This window comes from Listeria monocytogenes, assembly GCF_900187225.1.
Taxonomy (GTDB): Bacteria; Bacillota; Bacilli; order Lactobacillales; family Listeriaceae; genus Listeria; species Listeria monocytogenes.
Genome location: NZ_LT906436.1, coordinates 2,434,317 through 2,450,995, shown reverse-complemented (window position 1 = coordinate 2,450,995; position 16,679 = coordinate 2,434,317). Strand labels below are relative to the sequence as shown.

The 16,679-nt window shown below is 38.9% G+C and carries 15 protein-coding genes; 14 read left to right on the top strand and 1 reads right to left on the bottom strand.

Annotated features, from left to right (window positions below; translation table 11 throughout):
• Positions 1 to 153 precede the first annotated feature (153 nt).
• The 14 genes from rpoN to smpB all read left to right on the top strand — a co-directional run bounded on the left by rpoN (position 154) and on the right by smpB (position 15,402).
• Positions 154 to 1,497 (top strand): RNA polymerase factor sigma-54, encoded by a 1,344-nt coding sequence (rpoN, locus tag CKV70_RS12445; protein WP_003732487.1) that lies wholly within the window; start codon positions 154 to 156, stop codon positions 1,495 to 1,497.
• A gap of 441 nt (positions 1,498 to 1,938) precedes the next feature.
• Positions 1,939 to 2,985 carry a sugar-binding transcriptional regulator gene (locus CKV70_RS12440; RefSeq protein WP_003732486.1) on the top strand — a complete coding sequence of 349 codons (1,047 nt, stop codon included), beginning with the start codon at positions 1,939 to 1,941 and terminating at the stop codon, positions 2,983 to 2,985.
• Positions 2,986 to 3,016: 31 nt separating this feature from the next.
• On the top strand, positions 3,017 to 4,027 hold the full coding sequence (gap, locus tag CKV70_RS12435; RefSeq protein ID WP_003732485.1) for a type I glyceraldehyde-3-phosphate dehydrogenase: 1,011 nt from the start codon (positions 3,017 to 3,019) through the stop codon (positions 4,025 to 4,027).
• A 134-nt stretch (positions 4,028 to 4,161) separates the two neighbouring features.
• The gene (locus CKV70_RS14635; RefSeq protein WP_014601130.1) at positions 4,162 to 5,352 is read left to right on the top strand and encodes a phosphoglycerate kinase; all 1,191 of its coding nucleotides are present in this window, start codon (positions 4,162 to 4,164) and stop codon (positions 5,350 to 5,352) included.
• A 45-nt stretch (positions 5,353 to 5,397) separates the two neighbouring features.
• A complete protein-coding gene (gene tpiA, locus CKV70_RS14630; RefSeq protein ID WP_003723925.1) occupies positions 5,398 to 6,153 on the top strand; it encodes a triose-phosphate isomerase in 756 nt (251 codons plus the stop codon).
• A 1-nt stretch (position 6,154) separates the two neighbouring features.
• The gene (gpmI, locus tag CKV70_RS12420) at positions 6,155 to 7,687 is read left to right on the top strand and encodes a 2,3-bisphosphoglycerate-independent phosphoglycerate mutase (RefSeq protein WP_003732483.1); all 1,533 of its coding nucleotides are present in this window, start codon (positions 6,155 to 6,157) and stop codon (positions 7,685 to 7,687) included.
• Positions 7,688 to 7,822: 135 nt separating this feature from the next.
• A complete protein-coding gene (gene eno / locus CKV70_RS12415; RefSeq protein WP_003727923.1) occupies positions 7,823 to 9,115 on the top strand; it encodes a phosphopyruvate hydratase in 1,293 nt (430 codons plus the stop codon).
• A 102-nt stretch (positions 9,116 to 9,217) separates the two neighbouring features.
• Complete coding sequence (locus tag CKV70_RS12410) at positions 9,218 to 9,391, top strand: hypothetical protein (RefSeq protein WP_003772391.1); 174 nt, start codon at positions 9,218 to 9,220, stop codon at positions 9,389 to 9,391.
• A 132-nt stretch (positions 9,392 to 9,523) separates the two neighbouring features.
• On the top strand, positions 9,524 to 10,243 hold the full coding sequence (locus tag CKV70_RS12405) for an alpha/beta fold hydrolase (RefSeq protein WP_009925021.1): 720 nt from the start codon (positions 9,524 to 9,526) through the stop codon (positions 10,241 to 10,243).
• A 182-nt stretch (positions 10,244 to 10,425) separates the two neighbouring features.
• Positions 10,426 to 11,169: an alpha/beta hydrolase gene (locus tag CKV70_RS12400; RefSeq protein WP_003727925.1), complete on the top strand. Its 744-nt coding sequence runs from the start codon at positions 10,426 to 10,428 to the stop codon at positions 11,167 to 11,169.
• Between the two features lie 99 nt (positions 11,170 to 11,268).
• Positions 11,269 to 11,502, top strand: coding sequence for a preprotein translocase subunit SecG (gene secG / locus CKV70_RS12395; protein WP_003727926.1), 234 nt, complete (start codon positions 11,269 to 11,271; stop codon positions 11,500 to 11,502).
• A gap of 258 nt (positions 11,503 to 11,760) precedes the next feature.
• The gene (locus CKV70_RS12390; protein ID WP_003723352.1) at positions 11,761 to 12,507 is read left to right on the top strand and encodes an alpha/beta hydrolase; all 747 of its coding nucleotides are present in this window, start codon (positions 11,761 to 11,763) and stop codon (positions 12,505 to 12,507) included.
• A 33-nt stretch (positions 12,508 to 12,540) separates the two neighbouring features.
• On the top strand, positions 12,541 to 14,922 hold the full coding sequence (gene rnr, locus CKV70_RS12385; protein WP_014601129.1) for a ribonuclease R: 2,382 nt from the start codon (positions 12,541 to 12,543) through the stop codon (positions 14,920 to 14,922).
• Positions 14,923 to 14,937: 15 nt separating this feature from the next.
• On the top strand, positions 14,938 to 15,402 hold the full coding sequence (gene smpB, locus CKV70_RS12380; RefSeq protein ID WP_003723350.1) for an SsrA-binding protein SmpB: 465 nt from the start codon (positions 14,938 to 14,940) through the stop codon (positions 15,400 to 15,402).
• A 55-nt stretch (positions 15,403 to 15,457) separates the two neighbouring features.
• Here the strand turns inward: smpB and CKV70_RS12375 are convergent, their stop codons facing one another.
• The gene (locus CKV70_RS12375) at positions 15,458 to 16,366 is read right to left on the bottom strand and encodes a helix-turn-helix domain-containing protein (protein ID WP_014601128.1); all 909 of its coding nucleotides are present in this window, start codon (positions 16,364 to 16,366) and stop codon (positions 15,458 to 15,460) included.
• Positions 16,367 to 16,679 lie beyond the last annotated feature (313 nt).

The following is a 16,679-nucleotide window of genomic DNA, read 5'->3' as shown; positions in this document are numbered from 1 at the left end:
AGTTCAAGCGCTGTAAGAAGTGCTTGGACTTTTTTTGAAATAGAACAAAGAGAATCTGCTGTAATTTGAAAAATGGCATGTTATAATGAAGACAATAAATGGAATTTAGTTTGGTATAAGTATATCAGACGAATTTTTAATGGAGGTTTTAATGTGCGTTTAGAATCTAATTTCGTCCAAAAGCAACAACAAAAGCAGTCACAGAAATTAAATATGACGCAACAATTGTCCCAGTCTATTGCAATGCTTCAATTTGCAACGGCTGATTTAGTGGCATTTTTAGAAGATAAAGCACTCGAGAACCCATTAATTGAAGTGATTCCAGGCTCGGATTTCGCAACAGATTTTTCATACAGCAGCCGTAAAAGCGCTGGAAGTTCTGATGATACAGATTGGTTGGAACAAATAGCTGATAACAAAATGACTTTAGCCGATGCGCTAAAAGAACAACTACATTTAATGGACGTAACGCAAACACAAAAAATTATCGTTTTATATTTAATAGAAAGTTTAAATGACAATGGTTATTTACAAATAGATTTGAAAGATGTTAGTGCGGCGCTTTTAATGGATGATTCTAGTGTGTTAGAAGGCCTAGAAATTTTGCAAAGCATGGAGCCAGCTGGCGTTGGTGCCAGAGATGCGCGCGAATGTATTTTACTACAAATCGAACGCTCGCCGGATGCTCCATATATTGCCTATGATGTAATCCAAAAATTTTTCACGGAATTCGCAGAGAAAAAATGGAAGAAAATCGCTTCAGAAATGGATGTTAGTTTGCAAGATATTCAAGAGGTTTCGGATTACATTCAAACCTTAAATCCGAAGCCGGGTTCTGAGTTTGAGTCCGAACGTGTCCAATATGTTGTTCCGGATTTAATTTTACTTCAACACGAAGATGAATTTGCTGTTTCACTAGCAAAACAATTTCTACCGCAAGTTCGTTTCCAAGAAGCATACTACGAAACGATGCGAGCGACTGAAGAAAAAGACGTCGCCCAGTTTCTACGTGAAAAAGCTGGCGAATTTGATTGGATTAAAAAAGGCATCGAACAACGCGAAAGTACTTTACAAAGAGTTGGTGAAGCGATTGTCAGCCATCAAAAAGCTTATTTCCTAGATAACTCGGCGCATTTACAACCATTAACCTTGAAAGAAGTGGCGGAAGAGCTAGGCGTGCATGAATCCACAGTGAGCCGTGCGGTGAATGGGAAATACATGGAAACGACGAATGGCGTATACGAATTAAAACGTTTCTTTGCGTCCGGTTTACAAAAGAAATCTTCCGAAAACGAAAACATCGGTGATATCTCAAGCACGACTATCAAAAAGTTAGTACAAGAATTTGTAGCAGCAGAAGATAAATTAAAACCATTGTCCGATCAAAAAATAGTAGATATGCTCGCAGAAAAAGAAATTCAAGTTTCAAGAAGAGCTATCGCGAAGTATCGTTTAGAGTTAAATATTCCTTCTTCCTCTAAAAGAAAAAGATTTTAAAAGACGTATTTTGTCTCACGAGCGGTATGTGGGACAAAATACGTCTTTTTAAAACAAAAAAATCACTAAGAGCATGTTTCATTTTTTAGAGAGGTGGAAAACAACTAGTGTAGCCTATTTAGAAGTTTGCAGTTTAAGAATTAATTGTAAATTTCAGGTGAATATTTCATAAATGTCCCACTTAACACTTGAAGATTTGTGCCAAGACTGTTAGAATAGGGAACGTAGGGTAGTTAAAGAACATAAAAAAAGATTCACCAGCGTAAGCAGAAAGAGAAGGGGTAAAAATCACATTGAGAGACACTTTGTTAACAAGCTGAAGTAGCTAGTTTAATAGTCTTGAAAGTTGTAAAAGCCTCTATCTCTACTTTTTTTAGTTCTAACGGGACGTCAGATGACTAAGTGGGTCATTAAGCGTCCAAAGATGAGGAGCAATTAAAAATGTCAGACTTAATTAACATTCAGAAAAAGTTATTGCCCGACGTTTTGATGATTATGCAAAAACGCTACCAAATCCTACGCTCGATTTATTTTTCTGAACCAGTTGGGAGACGGACACTTGCCGGAATGTTAGGCATGAGTGAACGCGTCCTGCGCGGTGAAGTAGAATTTTTGAAAGCACAAGGTTTAGTAGAAATTGCTTCTTCCGGAATGACCGTTACAAAAGAAGGCTTGGTCGTTTTCCGCGATTTGGAAAGTGTCATGAACCAACTTTCGGGGTTACATTCAATGGAAGAACAATTAGCGAAGAAATTGCAAATCAAAAAATGCTTGGTAGTGCAAGGTGATAGCGATGATACACCATGGGTCCGCGAAGAAATGGGTCGTGTGGCTGTTGAACAATTAGACATGGCGCTCACCGAAAAAAGAAACATCGTCGCAGTTATGGGCGGCTCTACAATGGCAACTGTTGCCGAAATGATGACAACTGATTTCGCAAAAGGCAGAGAACTACTTTTCGTTCCCGGTCGTGGAGGTATTGGTGAAGACCTTGACAATCAAGCGAATACAATTTGTGATAAGATGGCAACAAAGACAAACACAAAACACCGCGTTCTCTACGTTCCAGAGCAATTAGGCGAAGAAGCCTATCGTTCGTTACTGAAAGAACCGGCAATTCAAGAAGGCTTACGATTAGTACAATCCGCAAATGCTATTATTTTAGGCATAGGTGATGCGCTCGCTATGGCGAAACGCAGACATACCGGCGAAGATGTACTTGAAAAAATCATCCATCGTAAAGCTGTTGGTGAAGCATTTGGCTATTATTTTGATGAGCAGGGCGAGGTTGTACATAAGGTCCCTACATTCGGTCTTCAATTCGAAGACTTAGCGCAAATCCCGCACATTATCGCTGTTGCAGGCGGCACATCGAAAGCCAAAGCAATCAAATCGTATATGAAAAGTGCTCCAAAAAATACGATTCTAATCACGGATGAAGGAGCAGCAAAATCGCTTTTAAAAGGGAGTAATACCCTTTTGAAATAAAAAACACTATTTTCAAGGAGGAAATTGACTTATGACAGTTAAAGTTGGTATTAATGGTTTTGGACGTATCGGACGTCTAGCATTCCGTCGTATTCAAAATGTGGAAGGAATTGAAGTTGTTGCAATCAATGACTTAACAGACGCTAAAATGTTAGCTCACCTGTTAAAATATGATACAACTCAAGGCCGTTTTGACGGTGAAGTAGAAGTACATGATGGTTTCTTCAAAGTAAACGGTAAAGAAGTTAAAGTATTAGCTAACCGTAACCCAGAAGAACTTCCATGGGGTGACCTAGGAGTAGACATCGTTCTAGAATGTACTGGTTTCTTCACAGCGCAAGACAAAGCTGAATTACACATTAAAGCTGGCGCTAAAAAAGTTGTTATCTCCGCTCCAGCAACTGGCGATATGAAAACAATCGTTTACAATGTAAACCATGAAACATTAGACGGAACTGAAACAGTTATCTCTGGCGCAAGCTGTACTACTAACTGTTTAGCTCCTATGGCTAAAGTTTTAGAAGACAAATTTGGTGTTGTTGAAGGTCTAATGACTACAATTCACGCTTACACTGGTGACCAAAATACATTAGATGCTCCACATCCAAAAGGTGACTTCCGTCGTGCACGTGCTGCTGCCGAAAATATTATCCCTAATACAACTGGTGCTGCTAAAGCTATCGGTGAAGTATTACCAACACTTAAAGGTAAATTAGACGGAGCTGCTCAACGTGTTCCAGTTCCAACTGGTTCTCTTACTGAGTTAGTAACAGTTCTTGACAAAAAAGTTACTGTTGATGAAGTAAATGCAGCTATGGAAGCAGCTTCTGATCCAGAAACATTCGGTTACACTAGTGACCAAGTTGTTTCTTCTGACATCAAAGGTATGACTTTCGGTTCATTATTTGACGAAACTCAAACAAAAGTTCTTACAGTTGGCGATCAACAATTAGTTAAAACTGTAGCTTGGTACGATAACGAAATGAGCTACACTGCTCAATTAGTACGTACTTTAGAATACTTTGCAAAAATCGCTAAATAATTAGCAGATTAATTTTACTGAAGTGCTAGTCACATCAGCAATAACAAGAATAAGCGGAGACACTATTGTTTCCGCTTATTTTCTGAAATAACGGGGGCGACCCCAATCCTTTAAAATTAATGGAGGAACTCTAAATGGCTAAAAAAGTTGTAACTGATTTAGATTTAAAAGACAAAAAAGTTTTAGTTCGTGTTGACTTTAACGTGCCAATGAAAGACGGCAAAATCACTAACGACAACCGTATTGTTGCTGCACTTCCAACAATTGAGTACATCTTAGAACAAAACGGTAAAGCAATTCTATTTTCTCACCTTGGAAAAGTAAAAACAGAAGAAGATAAAGAAGGAAAATCTCTTCGTCCAGTAGCCGCTCGTTTAAGCGAATTACTTGGAAAAGAAGTGAAATTCGTTCCAACTACTCGTGGTCCAGAACTTGAAAAAGCAATTGACGAATTAAAAGACGGCGAAGTACTTCTTTTTGAAAATACACGTTTTGAAGATATTGATGGTAAAAAAGAAAGCAAAAATGATCCAGAACTTGGAAAATACTGGGCTAGCCTTGGCGACGTTTTCGTAAATGACGCTTTCGGTACTGCTCACCGTGCGCACGCGTCTAACGTTGGAATCGCTTCTAACCTAGAATCAGCGGCCGGATTTTTGATGGAAAAAGAAATTAAATTCATCGGCGGTGTAGTTGATAATCCAGCACGTCCACTAGTAGCAATCCTAGGTGGCGCAAAAGTTTCTGACAAAATCGGCGTTATCGAAAACTTACTTACAAAAGCAGACAAAGTACTTGTCGGCGGCGGAATGACTTTCACTTTCATGGCAGCTCAAGGTCAAGAAATTGGTAAATCTCTTTTAGAAGCAGATAAAGTTGAACTTGCTAAAGGCTTACTTGAAAAAGCTGGCGATAAATTAGTATTACCAGTTGATGCAGTTGTATCTAAAGAATTCAGTAACGATGCTCCTTTCCACACAGTTGATGCAGATAAAATGCCTGCTGACGAAATGGGACTAGATATTGGTCAAGCTACAATTGACTTATTCACAAAAGAACTTCAAGGCGCTAAAACAGTTGTATGGAATGGTCCAATGGGCGTATTCGAACTTAGCAACTTTGCTAAAGGTACAATTGGCGTTTGTGAAGCTATTGCAAACTTAACTGATGCAACAACTATCATCGGTGGTGGCGATTCTGCAGCAGCAGCTATGGACTTAGGCTTTGCTGACAAATTCACACATATTTCTACTGGTGGCGGTGCATCTTTAGAGTATCTTGAAGGTAAAGAGCTTCCTGGTGTTGCTTCTATTAGCGACAAATAAGCTGAACCAAAAATAATTTTTAATATCGAGAGGATGTTTATCCAAATGCGTAAACCAATTATTGCTGGTAACTGGAAAATGAACAAAACTGCTGCAAAAGCAGGACAATTTGCAGAAGACGTAAAAAATAACGTGCCATCAAGCGATGCTGTTGAATCAGTAGTTGCTGCACCGGCTCTATTTTTACAAGAATTAGTTCGTCTTACTGAAGGAACTAATCTTCGTGTATCTGCACAAAACTGTTATTTTGAAGACGAAGGTGCTTTCACTGGCGAAATTAGCCCGTTTGCACTTGCTGACTTAGGCGTTTCTTATGTTATTATCGGACACTCTGAACGTCGTGAGTACTTCCACGAAACAGACGAAGATATTAACAAAAAAGCACATGCAATCTTCAAACACGGCATGACACCAATCATTTGCTGTGGTGAAACATTAGATCAACGTGAAGCTGGTCAAACAGATACTTGGGTACGTGGTCAAATCCGTGCAGCTCTTGCTGGATTAACGGAAGAACAAGTAATCAAATCTGTTATTGCTTATGAACCAATTTGGGCAATCGGTACTGGGAAATCTTCTACAAGTGCTGATGCAAACGAAACTTGTGCAGTTATTCGTGCAGAAGTTGCTGACGCTGTATCTCAAAAAGCAGCAGACGCAGTTCGTATTCAATACGGCGGTAGCGTAAAACCTGAAAACATTGCTGATTATCTTGCAGAGTCCGACATTGACGGCGCTCTTGTAGGTGGAGCAAGCTTAGAACCAGCATCGTTCTTAGCATTATTGGAGGCAGTAAAATAAAATGAGTAAATCACCTGTAGCAATTATTATCCTCGATGGTTTTGGTAAACGTGCAGAAACAGTAGGTAATGCTGTAGCTCAAGCAAACAAACCAAATTTCGACCGTTATTGGGCTAATTTTCCTCACGGGGAACTTAAAGCTGCTGGTCTTGATGTTGGCCTTCCAGAAGGTCAAATGGGTAACTCTGAAGTTGGCCATACAAACATCGGAGCTGGACGTATTGTCTACCAAAGCTTAACTCGTATTGATAAAGCTATTGAAGAAGGCGAATTCCAAGAGAATAAAGCCCTAAACAATGCTTTCACTCATACAAAAGAAAACAACTCAGATCTACATCTTTTCGGCCTACTATCAGACGGCGGCGTGCATAGTCACATTAATCACCTCGTTGCACTTTTAGAAACTGCGAAAGATAAAGGCGTGAAAAACGTTTATATCCATGCATTCCTTGATGGACGTGACGTGGCTCCACAATCCTCACTAGAATATTTAGAAACACTAGAAAAAGCTATTAGTGACTTAAACTATGGCGCGATTGCTACTGTTTCTGGACGTTTCTACGCGATGGATCGTGATAAACGCTGGGAACGTGTTGAAAAAGCATACAAAGCAATCGTAAGCGCTGAAGGTGAAAAATTTGAAGATCCAATCGAACTTGTCAAAGCTTCTTATGCTAATGACAAAAATGATGAATTCGTTGTTCCTGCTATCATTACTAAAGATGGTAAACCTGTTGCAACAGTTAAAGACAACGATGCAGTTATTTTCTTCAATTTCCGTCCTGATCGTGCGATTCAACTTTCTAATGCATTCACTGATAAAGAATGGGATCATTTCGACCGTGGGGCAGATCACCCTAAAAACATCAAATTTGTGACAATGACTCTTTACAACCCAAGCGTTGATGCTGAAGTTGCTTTCGAGCCAATTGAAATGAAAAATGTTATCGGCGAAGTACTTTCTAATGAAGGCCTTGCGCAACTGCGTATTGCTGAAACAGAAAAATATCCACACGTAACATTCTTTATGAATGGTGGTCGAAATGAGGAATTCCCTGGTGAAAGCCGGATTCTAATCAATTCGCCAAAAGTAGAAACATACGATTTGCAACCTGAAATGAGCGCATATGAAGTAACAGATGCACTTGTGGAAGACATTAAAAACGACAAACACGATGCGATCATCTTAAACTTCGCAAACCCAGACATGGTTGGACACTCAGGTATGCTTGAGCCAACTATTAAGGCAATCGAAGCAGTAGATGAAAATCTTGGTCGTGTAGTAGACCTTATTTTAGAAAAAGGTGGTTCAGCTATTATCTTTGCTGACCATGGTAACTCTGAAACAATGTCTACTCCAGAAGGAAAACCGCATACTGCGCACACTACCGTTCCAGTTCCAGTAATTGTAACGAAAAAAGGTGTTACGCTGCGTGAAGGTGGTCGTCTGGCTGACGTTGCGCCAACAATGCTTGACTTGCTTGGCGTTAAAAAACCTGCCGAAATGACAGGCGAAAGTTTAATTCAAAAATAATTTTAGTTATTACTTTAGTTTTTTTGCAAACAGAGCTACAATAAATACGAATTTAAAAACGGATGGGTCTTTGAATTTGAAGTGAATATTATGTTCATTTCAATCAATTAATCCCAACAAAGGAGAGAATTATAAATGTCTATTATTACTGAAGTTTATGCTCGCGAAGTCTTAGATTCCCGTGGTAACCCAACTGTTGAGGTTGAAGTTTATACTGAAGCTGGTGCGTTTGGTCGCGCTTTAGTTCCAAGTGGTGCTTCAACTGGTGAATACGAAGCTGTAGAATTACGCGATGGCGACAAAGCTCGTTACCTTGGAAAAGGTGTTTTAAAAGCTGTTGAAAACGTAAACGACATTATTGCTGACAAAATTATCGGTTTTGACGTAACTGACCAAATCGGAATTGACAAAGCAATGATCGAACTTGATGGTACACCTAACAAAGGTAAATTAGGTGCTAACGCTATTCTTGGTGTTTCTTTAGCTGCTGCTCGTGCTGCTGCTGACGAACTAGGCGTACATTTATATGAATATCTTGGCGGAGTGAACGGTAAAGTTCTTCCAGTTCCAATGATGAACATCCTTAACGGCGGAGAACATGCTGATAACAATGTCGACGTTCAAGAATTTATGGTAATGCCTGTTGGAGCTCCAAACTTTAAAGAAGCTCTACGTATGGGTGCTGAAATCCTACACGCACTTAAAGCTGTTCTTAAAGGTAAAGGCTTAAACACTGGTGTTGGTGATGAAGGTGGATTCGCTCCAAACCTTAAATCCAATGAAGAAGCTCTTGAAACAATCATGCAAGCAATTAAAGATGCTGGTTACAAACCTGGCGAAGAAGTTAAACTTGCGATGGATGCTGCATCAAGTGAGTTCTATAACCGTGAAACTGGTAAATACGAACTTAAAGGTGAAGGCGTAACTCGTACTTCTGAAGAAATGGTAACTTGGTATGAAGAAATGATTACTAAATACCCAATCATCTCTATTGAAGATGGTCTAGACGAAAATGACTGGGACGGATTCAAACTACTTACAGAACGTATTGGTGACCGCGTTCAATTAGTAGGTGACGATCTATTTGTAACTAACACAACTAAACTTAAAGAAGGTATCGAAAAAGGTATCGCTAACTCCATCCTAATCAAAGTTAACCAAATCGGTACTTTGACTGAAACATTGGATGCAATTGAAATGGCTAAACGCGCTGGCTACACTGCAGTTATCTCTCACCGTTCTGGTGAAACAGAAGATTCCACAATCGCTGACATTGCAGTAGCTACAAACGCTGGTCAAATCAAAACTGGTGCACCTACTCGTACTGACCGTGTTGCAAAATATAACCAATTACTCCGCATCGAAGACAATTTGGCTGATCTTGCTGAATATCATGGTAACGACACTTTCTACAACTTAAAAAAATAAGTTGATTGAATAAAACGCTAAACTCCGCGAAAAGCAACATCTTCGCGGAGTTTTTTCTGTTTTAAAAATAACGAGAGGGGTAATGATTTGGAAGAGGAGGTAATGCTGATGAAAGTAAAAAATAGTCAGGCCTCAAAAGTGCTCGAAACTCCGAAAATCAAAGACGCTGTGGTGCATGAAAAAAGCCACCCCTTAGCGGAAAAGCATTCTGTACAAAAGAAAATCATTAACGCAGATATGCCCCAACAACAGTTTCATCGAAGACTTATGAAATAAACGGTGCGCCTGATTCTAGCTTTAAAAGAATCAGGCGTATTTTAATTAAAATGAAAGCTTTTTTATAGGAAATCAAGTATAATCAGGTGTAAAATAAGGGTAGAAAATGTTTTCAGCAAGGAGAAATGCTATATGATTGCAGAAATCAATGGAATTAACTTGTTTTATCAAATAATCGGTAAAGGCGAACCGATCCTGCTTATTCACGGGAATGGTCAAAATCATCGTTCTTTAAAGCGTATGATTGATGATCTCTCTACTAATCATCAAGTAATCGCCGTAGATAGCCGCGCACACGGGAAAAGTGAAGCTGGAAATACGCCGCTTGATTTTGAAGTAATGGCGCTAGATATGCTTTCGTTACTCGATTATTTGAAAATTGATAAATATAAAGTTATCGGATATAGCGACGGCGGTATTGTTGCTCTCGTAATGGGCAAAATGCAGCCAAATCGTCAAATCGCATCCGTTGTTATTGGAACAAACTATCATGTAAATCAAATTCGATTTTTACCAGACTTGTTTTGCCGAGTTGCTTACGGGGCTGCATTTCTTTTAGCGCCATTTAGTCGCTTTTTTGAGCGAATGAAACGACAACTTGCTTTAACGATTTATCATCCACATATGTCAGAAGCGGATTTACAAAAAATAAGCGCACCACTTTTAGCTGTTGTGGGGGAATATGATTTAATATCTTCCAAAGATACTAGGAAAATGGTGCATTCTGTTCAACACGGGGAAATGGTCATTGTAAGGAATGGACTTCATTATTTACCGCGGCAAAAACCGAAACAATTGTTACAATTAATTCATAGTTTCTTTTCTAATTTAAGCGCAGAAATTCACAAATGAAACCTCCTTAAAACCCTTTAATACCAACGTGTTTAAGGTTCGTGAAAAAAGTGTTTGACAAGTTCCTTGGATAGCGTTAATATTGGTCTATTGGTCAGAACTCAAAAGGTAGCTTATTTAGTTCAGATGGGCTACAATAGAGTGGATTATAAAAGTGATGATATTAGGAGGATTGCGTAAAAATGAGTGCGGATCGTAGCTTTACGTTAAAAGCGGGAAATCGTGCTGTTTTGCTCTTGCATGGCTTTGCAGGGACTACAGAAGACGTAAGAGAACTTGGAGAAATTCTAGCAGAAAATGGATACACAGTACATGCACCAAACTTCAGAGGCCACGGGGATGAACCCGCTATTTTCTTGAAAACAACACCGGAAATGTGGTATGAAGATGCGGTGGCTGGATATCGTCAACTTGAAAAAGATGGATATAATGAAATTGCAATTGTCGGTGTGGCAATGGGCGGAGTTTTTGCGCTTAAAATGGCAGAATCGTTTTCACCAAAAGCGATTGTTCCACTATGCGCCAACGTAAACCGCAAAATGCGCTATATCCCGATCGAAAACTATTTAACTAAACAATTAAAGAAACAAGGTATAGTAGAACAAGAAGCGGATCAAATGTTAAAAAACTATCTTCCTGAAATTGATGTAATGACGGAAGCTCGTGCTACTTTCTACAAAAACGTAGCGCGCGACATTGAAAAAATCCATGTACCAACCATGATTGGTCAAGGTTGCCAAGATGAAGAAATCGATGCAGACAATGCCAATTATATCTTTAAGCACATTCATACAAATGATAAACAACTGTGTTTCTATGCAGGTTCAGGGCATGATATTGTGAACGACTGTGAGAAAGACATTTTAGAAGAAGACTTGATTTACTTCTTAGACGATTTAGTTTGGCTTGAGGAAAAAGTTGTTTAATCCATTCCTTTAGTTGTATGGAAACAAACCTTTACGTATAATCACAAATATGGTAAAATTAATCTTAGTCAAATTGGGCGGTTTTAGGAGGAAAGAACAATGAGTACAGTTTTAACGGTCTTACTCATCATCGTATCAGTACTGTTAATTACAGTTATCATACTTCAACCAGGTAAAAGTGCTGGCTTATCCGGCGCCATCTCTGGTGGAGCTGAGCAATTATTCGGTAAGCAAAAAGCAAGAGGACTAGAACTTATTCTACATCGTACAACCATCGTTCTATCCGTTGTTTTCTTCGCAATACTAATTGCACTGGCATACTTTGTACAGTAACGAGATGTTAACCACCTGAATGAAAATTTAGGTGGTTTTTTATTATTGGAGTTCTAAAGAAGCGTAGTCTGCTTCCCTAGAACTCCAATACAAGGCGTAACGAAGTGGAGCGTTGTTTCCATTAAAAAAAGTGGACGAACAACCCGAAAAGGGAAGCACAAATTATTAAATTCAACCAATCCCCTAGAACTCCAACAAAAATAACATCCACCTCAGACCAACCAAACCTCCAAAAAGAACCAAGGAGCGATATTCACTATGAAAATAACACCACCACAACCATTCCTATTCGAAAAAGGCAAAAGAGCAGTGTTACTCTTACACGGTTTCACAGGTAGCTCAGCGGATGTAAGAATATTAGGTAGGTTTTTACAAGAAAACAATTACACTTGCTACGCCCCTCAATACAGAGGCCACGGTGTATCTCCCGACCTACTGCTAAAAACGGGACCAAACGATTGGTGGGAAGATGTTCTTGAAGCCTATGATCACCTAAAATCACTCGGCTATACTGAAATCGCTGTGGCGGGACTTTCGCTCGGTGGACTTTTTTCACTAAAATTAGGTTTTTCTAGGCCGTTAAAGGGAATTATAGCCATGAGTACTCCAACAAGAATGGACAGCTCATCCCCGATAATTCAAGGCTTTTTAGATTATGTGCGTAATTATAAAAAATTAGAAGGTAAAACAACTGAACAAATCGATGCTGAAATGGTTGCCTATAAAGACGCCCCAATGAATACCATCGCTAAATTAAAAGACGAGATAAGTGGCGTCGTGGCTGAAATAGATATGATCTATGCACCAATTATGGTCGTCCAAGGTGAAAAAGATGATATGGTTGATGTCAGCGGAGCACAGCTGATTTATGATACAGTAGAGTCAACGAAGAAAGAACTTCACTGGTTTAAGGAATCTGGTCATGTCATCACATTAGACAAAGAACGAAAAGAAGTAAACCAAGCCATTTTAACATTTTTAGATAGTTTGGATTGGCAAGAATAAACAATTTTTAAAACAGAGAGAGGAGGGACAGAAGTGGAACAAAAACAAATGGAAGAAAAAATTATGAATCTATTAACTTCAGCGCCTGATAAAACATTTGCGCTAGAAGATTTGGAAATAGAAATAGCTTTAAATAACGCGGATGATTTTAAATTAATGGTGAAAGCTTTAGTAAAACTGGAAGATTCCGGAACTATTGTCCGCTCAAGGAAGAATCGGTATGCATTACCAGAAAAAATGGACTTAGTAAAAGGAACATTTCGCGCACATGAACGAGGTTTTGGCTTTGTTCTCCCAGAAGAGAAAGAAATGGACGATATTTTTATCCCACCAAATGAAGTAAAAGACGCAATGAATGGCGACTTAGTTTTTGCTACAATTACGAAACGTAAAGGCGATAATTTGGCAGAAGGTACGATTAAGAAAATTGTCGAACGGAAGACAACGCAAATCGTCGGAACTTATATGGAGGACTTAGCTGGTACTCCAATTGTGATGCCGGACGACAAACGACTTTTTGGTGAAGTGGAAATTGATTTAGAAGACGGCTTAAAACCAGTTGACGGGCATAAAGTTATCGTTGAATTGACGGAATATGCAACTGGCCATGCGCGTGCAAGAGGGGTTGTTAAGTCAATCATTGGGCACCGCAATGACCCGGGAGTGGATATTTTATCGATTATTCATAAACATGGTATTTCGATTGGCTTCCCTGAAGAGGTAATGGAACAAGTAAGTAAAGCGCCGGATGTGGTTGATGATTCGGATATTGGTAACCGTCGTGATCTTCGTGACCAAATGATTATTACGATTGACGGAGCAGATGCTAAGGATTTAGATGATGCTGTTACGGTGAAGCAACTTCCGAACGGTAACTGGAAGCTGGGCGTTCATATTGCTGATGTAACGCATTATGTGACAGAAGGCTCGCCGCTTGATGTCGAAGCGCAAGAACGTGGAACGAGTGTTTATTTGGTTGACCGGGTAATTCCGATGTTGCCACATAAACTATCGAACGGAATTTGCTCGCTTAACCCGCAAGTAGACCGTTTTACCATGAGTTGTGAAATGGAAATCGATCAAGAAGGTCATGTGGTTAACCACGAAATTTTTGAAAGTATTATTAAAACAACGGAACGTATGACGTATACGGATGTAAATGATATTTTAGTCGAAAAGGATGAAGCTTTACGCGAAAAATATGCGCCAATCGTTCCAATGCTTGAAGCAATGGAAAATTTAGCCGAAATCCTTCGTCGTAAACGTGAAAAACGTGGCGCGATTGATTTTGACTTTAAAGAAGCACGTGTAGTAGTGGATGAAGACGGTCATCCAGAAGCGGTCGTGATTCGCGAACGTTCAGCGGGAGAGCATTTAATTGAAGAATTTATGCTTGCTGCCAATGAAACAGTTGCAGAACATTTTCACTGGATGGATGTGCCATTTATTTATCGTATCCATGAAGATCCAAAAGAAGATAAATTAGCACGGTTCTTTGAATTCATTACGAACTTCGGCTTGATTGTGAAAGGAACAGCCAACGATATTCACCCAGCTGCTTTACAACAAGTACTAGAAGAAGTAAAAGGTAAACCGGAAGAGATGGTTGTTTCGACTGTTATGCTGCGTTCGATGCAACAAGCGAAGTATGACACAGTAAGCGCCGGACACTTTGGTTTGTCTACTGATTTCTATACACATTTCACGTCGCCAATTCGTCGGTACCCGGATTTAATCGTTCACAGGTTGATTAGAGAGTATTTAATTAACGGAGATGTTCGTCCGGAAACGTTAGAAAAACGAGCTGAGGAGCTTCCTGAGATTGCTGAACACAGCTCAAAAATGGAGCGTCGCGCCGTTGAAGCAGAGCGCGAAACAGACGAACTGAAGAAAACGGAATTTATGGTCGACAAAGTGGGCGAACGTTTCATCGGAATCATTAGTTCGGTAACCAATTTTGGCTTATTTATCGAACTACCGACGACGATTGAAGGCCTTGTCCATGTGAGCGCAATGAAAGGCGATTACTTCAAATTCCATCAAAATCAGTTAGCGATGATTGGCGAAAGAACAGGCCAAATTTATCGTATCGGTGATGAAGTGGAAGTCGAAGTAACTAAAGTAGACGTGGATGCTCGTGAAATCGATTTTGCGCTTCGTAGTGAAGGTAAACCAGGTCCAGTGAGCGACAAACAAAAACGCCAACGCGAAAAACCGATTGATAAAACGAGAAACTTCAAGAGTAGCTCAAAAAATAATCGGAATAAACGCAGAACTGGTAAATCAGAAGACGTGAAACCAAAAACAGAACGCAAAGATGACGAATGGTATACAAAACCTAAAAAGAAAAAGAAGAAAAAACCTTTTTATCAAGGTGTAGCAAAAGAAAGCCCGAAGAAGAAAAAACGTCGCTAGAAAGGATGGGGAGTTATGCCAAAAGGTGATGGTAAACTAGTCGCGCAAAATAAAAAAGCGCGCCACGATTACGCAATTGAAGAAACTTTTGAGGCTGGCATTGTCCTGCAAGGTACTGAAATTAAATCCGTAAGAAACGCGCGGGTAAACTTAAAAGATTCCTATGCACGTATCGACAAAGGGGAAATTTTCTTACACAATATGCATATTAGTCCTTATGAACAAGGGAACCGCTACAATCATGATCCACTAAGAACGCGCAAGTTGCTCTTACATAAGAAGCAAATCAGCCGTTTAATTGGAGAAACGAAAGAGTCCGGTTATTCGATTGTTCCACTTAAAATGTATATTAAAGATGGCTACGCAAAAGTACTCATCGGTGTAGCTCGAGGTAAAAAGAAATACGATAAACGCCAAGACTTAAAACAAAAAGAAGCAAAACGTGATATCGAACGCGCTTTTAAAGAGCGCCAACAATAGAAGCCTAAATCTAGTCATTCAACCAAAAGTTGGAGAAGCTAGATTTAGGCTTTTTTTATATGTCGATTTTGGTGAATTCATTTAAAGAGAGATCTTGAAGTTCGTCGTGAAGAAAATAATCAATTTCATTTTTGATACCATTTAGAATGCGTTCTTCTTCAAGCACTTTAGCCACTCTAAGCGCTCGTTGCATAAAGTGTTTACCTTGTTGCTTTTGGTCTAGCTTATACAGCACAATTCCTTTTTTCGCAACAGCCATACAGAATTGTAAGTAGTAATGGTTATGTTTAGCGATTTTTATAGATAATTCAATGTAGTGCAAAGCTAGTTCATATTCTTCGTCTAAAATTAAATAAGTAGCACGATTAACATGAAGTGAAATCTCAATCGAAAGGGTTGGATATAGGTAACGATATTTTTTAAGTTGAGAGATAAGGCGATTTACAATATGTTGAGCGGTTTCATTTTCAAAAATAAAGAAAATATTTCTTAAAATTAATATGTCATTCCAAAATAATTCATCCGCTTCCGAAAGTCTGTCCCAAATGTAAGCTACTTTTTCTCGAGCAAGTTCAAAATTATGTTCTTTTTCAGCTAGTAAAATGCCTTCAAGTGAGGCTTTAATATCAGAAATAAAAATATCGTTGTGGTTTTCTAAGTACTCATCGCATTTGGAAATAACATCAAGTAAAATATCTGTCTCTGAGGAAGTAATGATTTTGGAGTATAAATAAAGAATATTTTCTTTTGGTGAAGGAGTGAAGTCCCGTTTTACAAACTCAAATTCTTCTAAAGTCATATTGAAATTAAGTAAAAGTTGAATAAATCGGTCCATGCTAGGCATGATTTTGTTGTTCTCGATTTTCTGGTAATTAGAACGACTAAGTGCTCCTGTACAAGCTTCTTGTTGTGTGAGGTTTTTGCTTTTTCGAATAAATTTTAACGTATCACCAACATTTTGCATAAAACACAGCTCCATTTGTTCAAATTTGATGTATTTTAATTTTATGTAAGTCGTGTAGGTTAGAATTACTGTATAGATGAAAAAGGAGGGAGAAGACATGTTAACTTTGTTAAAAAGTATTAACTGGTTGTTTTAAAGTTTTTTAAGCAAGGTCTTCTGATGAACGCAATTATTGTTTTTCCATGAATTGTGGGTTGGCATAGTTGCGTTTTTTTGCGAAATTAGTAAGAATGTGGAGATTTTTGGTTTATCTGTGAAAGAATTATAACATTATGTGATTACATACACAATATAGATATTCTAAAATTAATAA

Coding starts and splice junctions, on each gene's coding strand:
- CKV70_RS12440 (WP_003732486.1), top strand. CDS start 1,939: ATGTCAGACTTAATTAACATTCAGAAAAAGTTATTGCCCGACGTTTTG.
- gap (WP_003732485.1), top strand. CDS start 3,017: ATGACAGTTAAAGTTGGTATTAATGGTTTTGGACGTATCGGACGTCTA.
- CKV70_RS14635 (WP_014601130.1), top strand. CDS start 4,162: ATGGCTAAAAAAGTTGTAACTGATTTAGATTTAAAAGACAAAAAAGTT.
- tpiA (WP_003723925.1), top strand. CDS start 5,398: ATGCGTAAACCAATTATTGCTGGTAACTGGAAAATGAACAAAACTGCT.
- gpmI (WP_003732483.1), top strand. CDS start 6,155: ATGAGTAAATCACCTGTAGCAATTATTATCCTCGATGGTTTTGGTAAA.
- eno (WP_003727923.1), top strand. CDS start 7,823: ATGTCTATTATTACTGAAGTTTATGCTCGCGAAGTCTTAGATTCCCGT.
- CKV70_RS12410 (WP_003772391.1), top strand. CDS start 9,218: ATGCTGATGAAAGTAAAAAATAGTCAGGCCTCAAAAGTGCTCGAAACT.
- CKV70_RS12405 (WP_009925021.1), top strand. CDS start 9,524: ATGATTGCAGAAATCAATGGAATTAACTTGTTTTATCAAATAATCGGT.
- CKV70_RS12400 (WP_003727925.1), top strand. CDS start 10,426: ATGAGTGCGGATCGTAGCTTTACGTTAAAAGCGGGAAATCGTGCTGTT.
- secG (WP_003727926.1), top strand. CDS start 11,269: ATGAGTACAGTTTTAACGGTCTTACTCATCATCGTATCAGTACTGTTA.
- CKV70_RS12390 (WP_003723352.1), top strand. CDS start 11,761: ATGAAAATAACACCACCACAACCATTCCTATTCGAAAAAGGCAAAAGA.
- smpB (WP_003723350.1), top strand. CDS start 14,938: ATGCCAAAAGGTGATGGTAAACTAGTCGCGCAAAATAAAAAAGCGCGC.
- CKV70_RS12375 (WP_014601128.1), bottom strand. CDS start 16,366: ATGCAAAATGTTGGTGATACGTTAAAATTTATTCGAAAAAGCAAAAAC.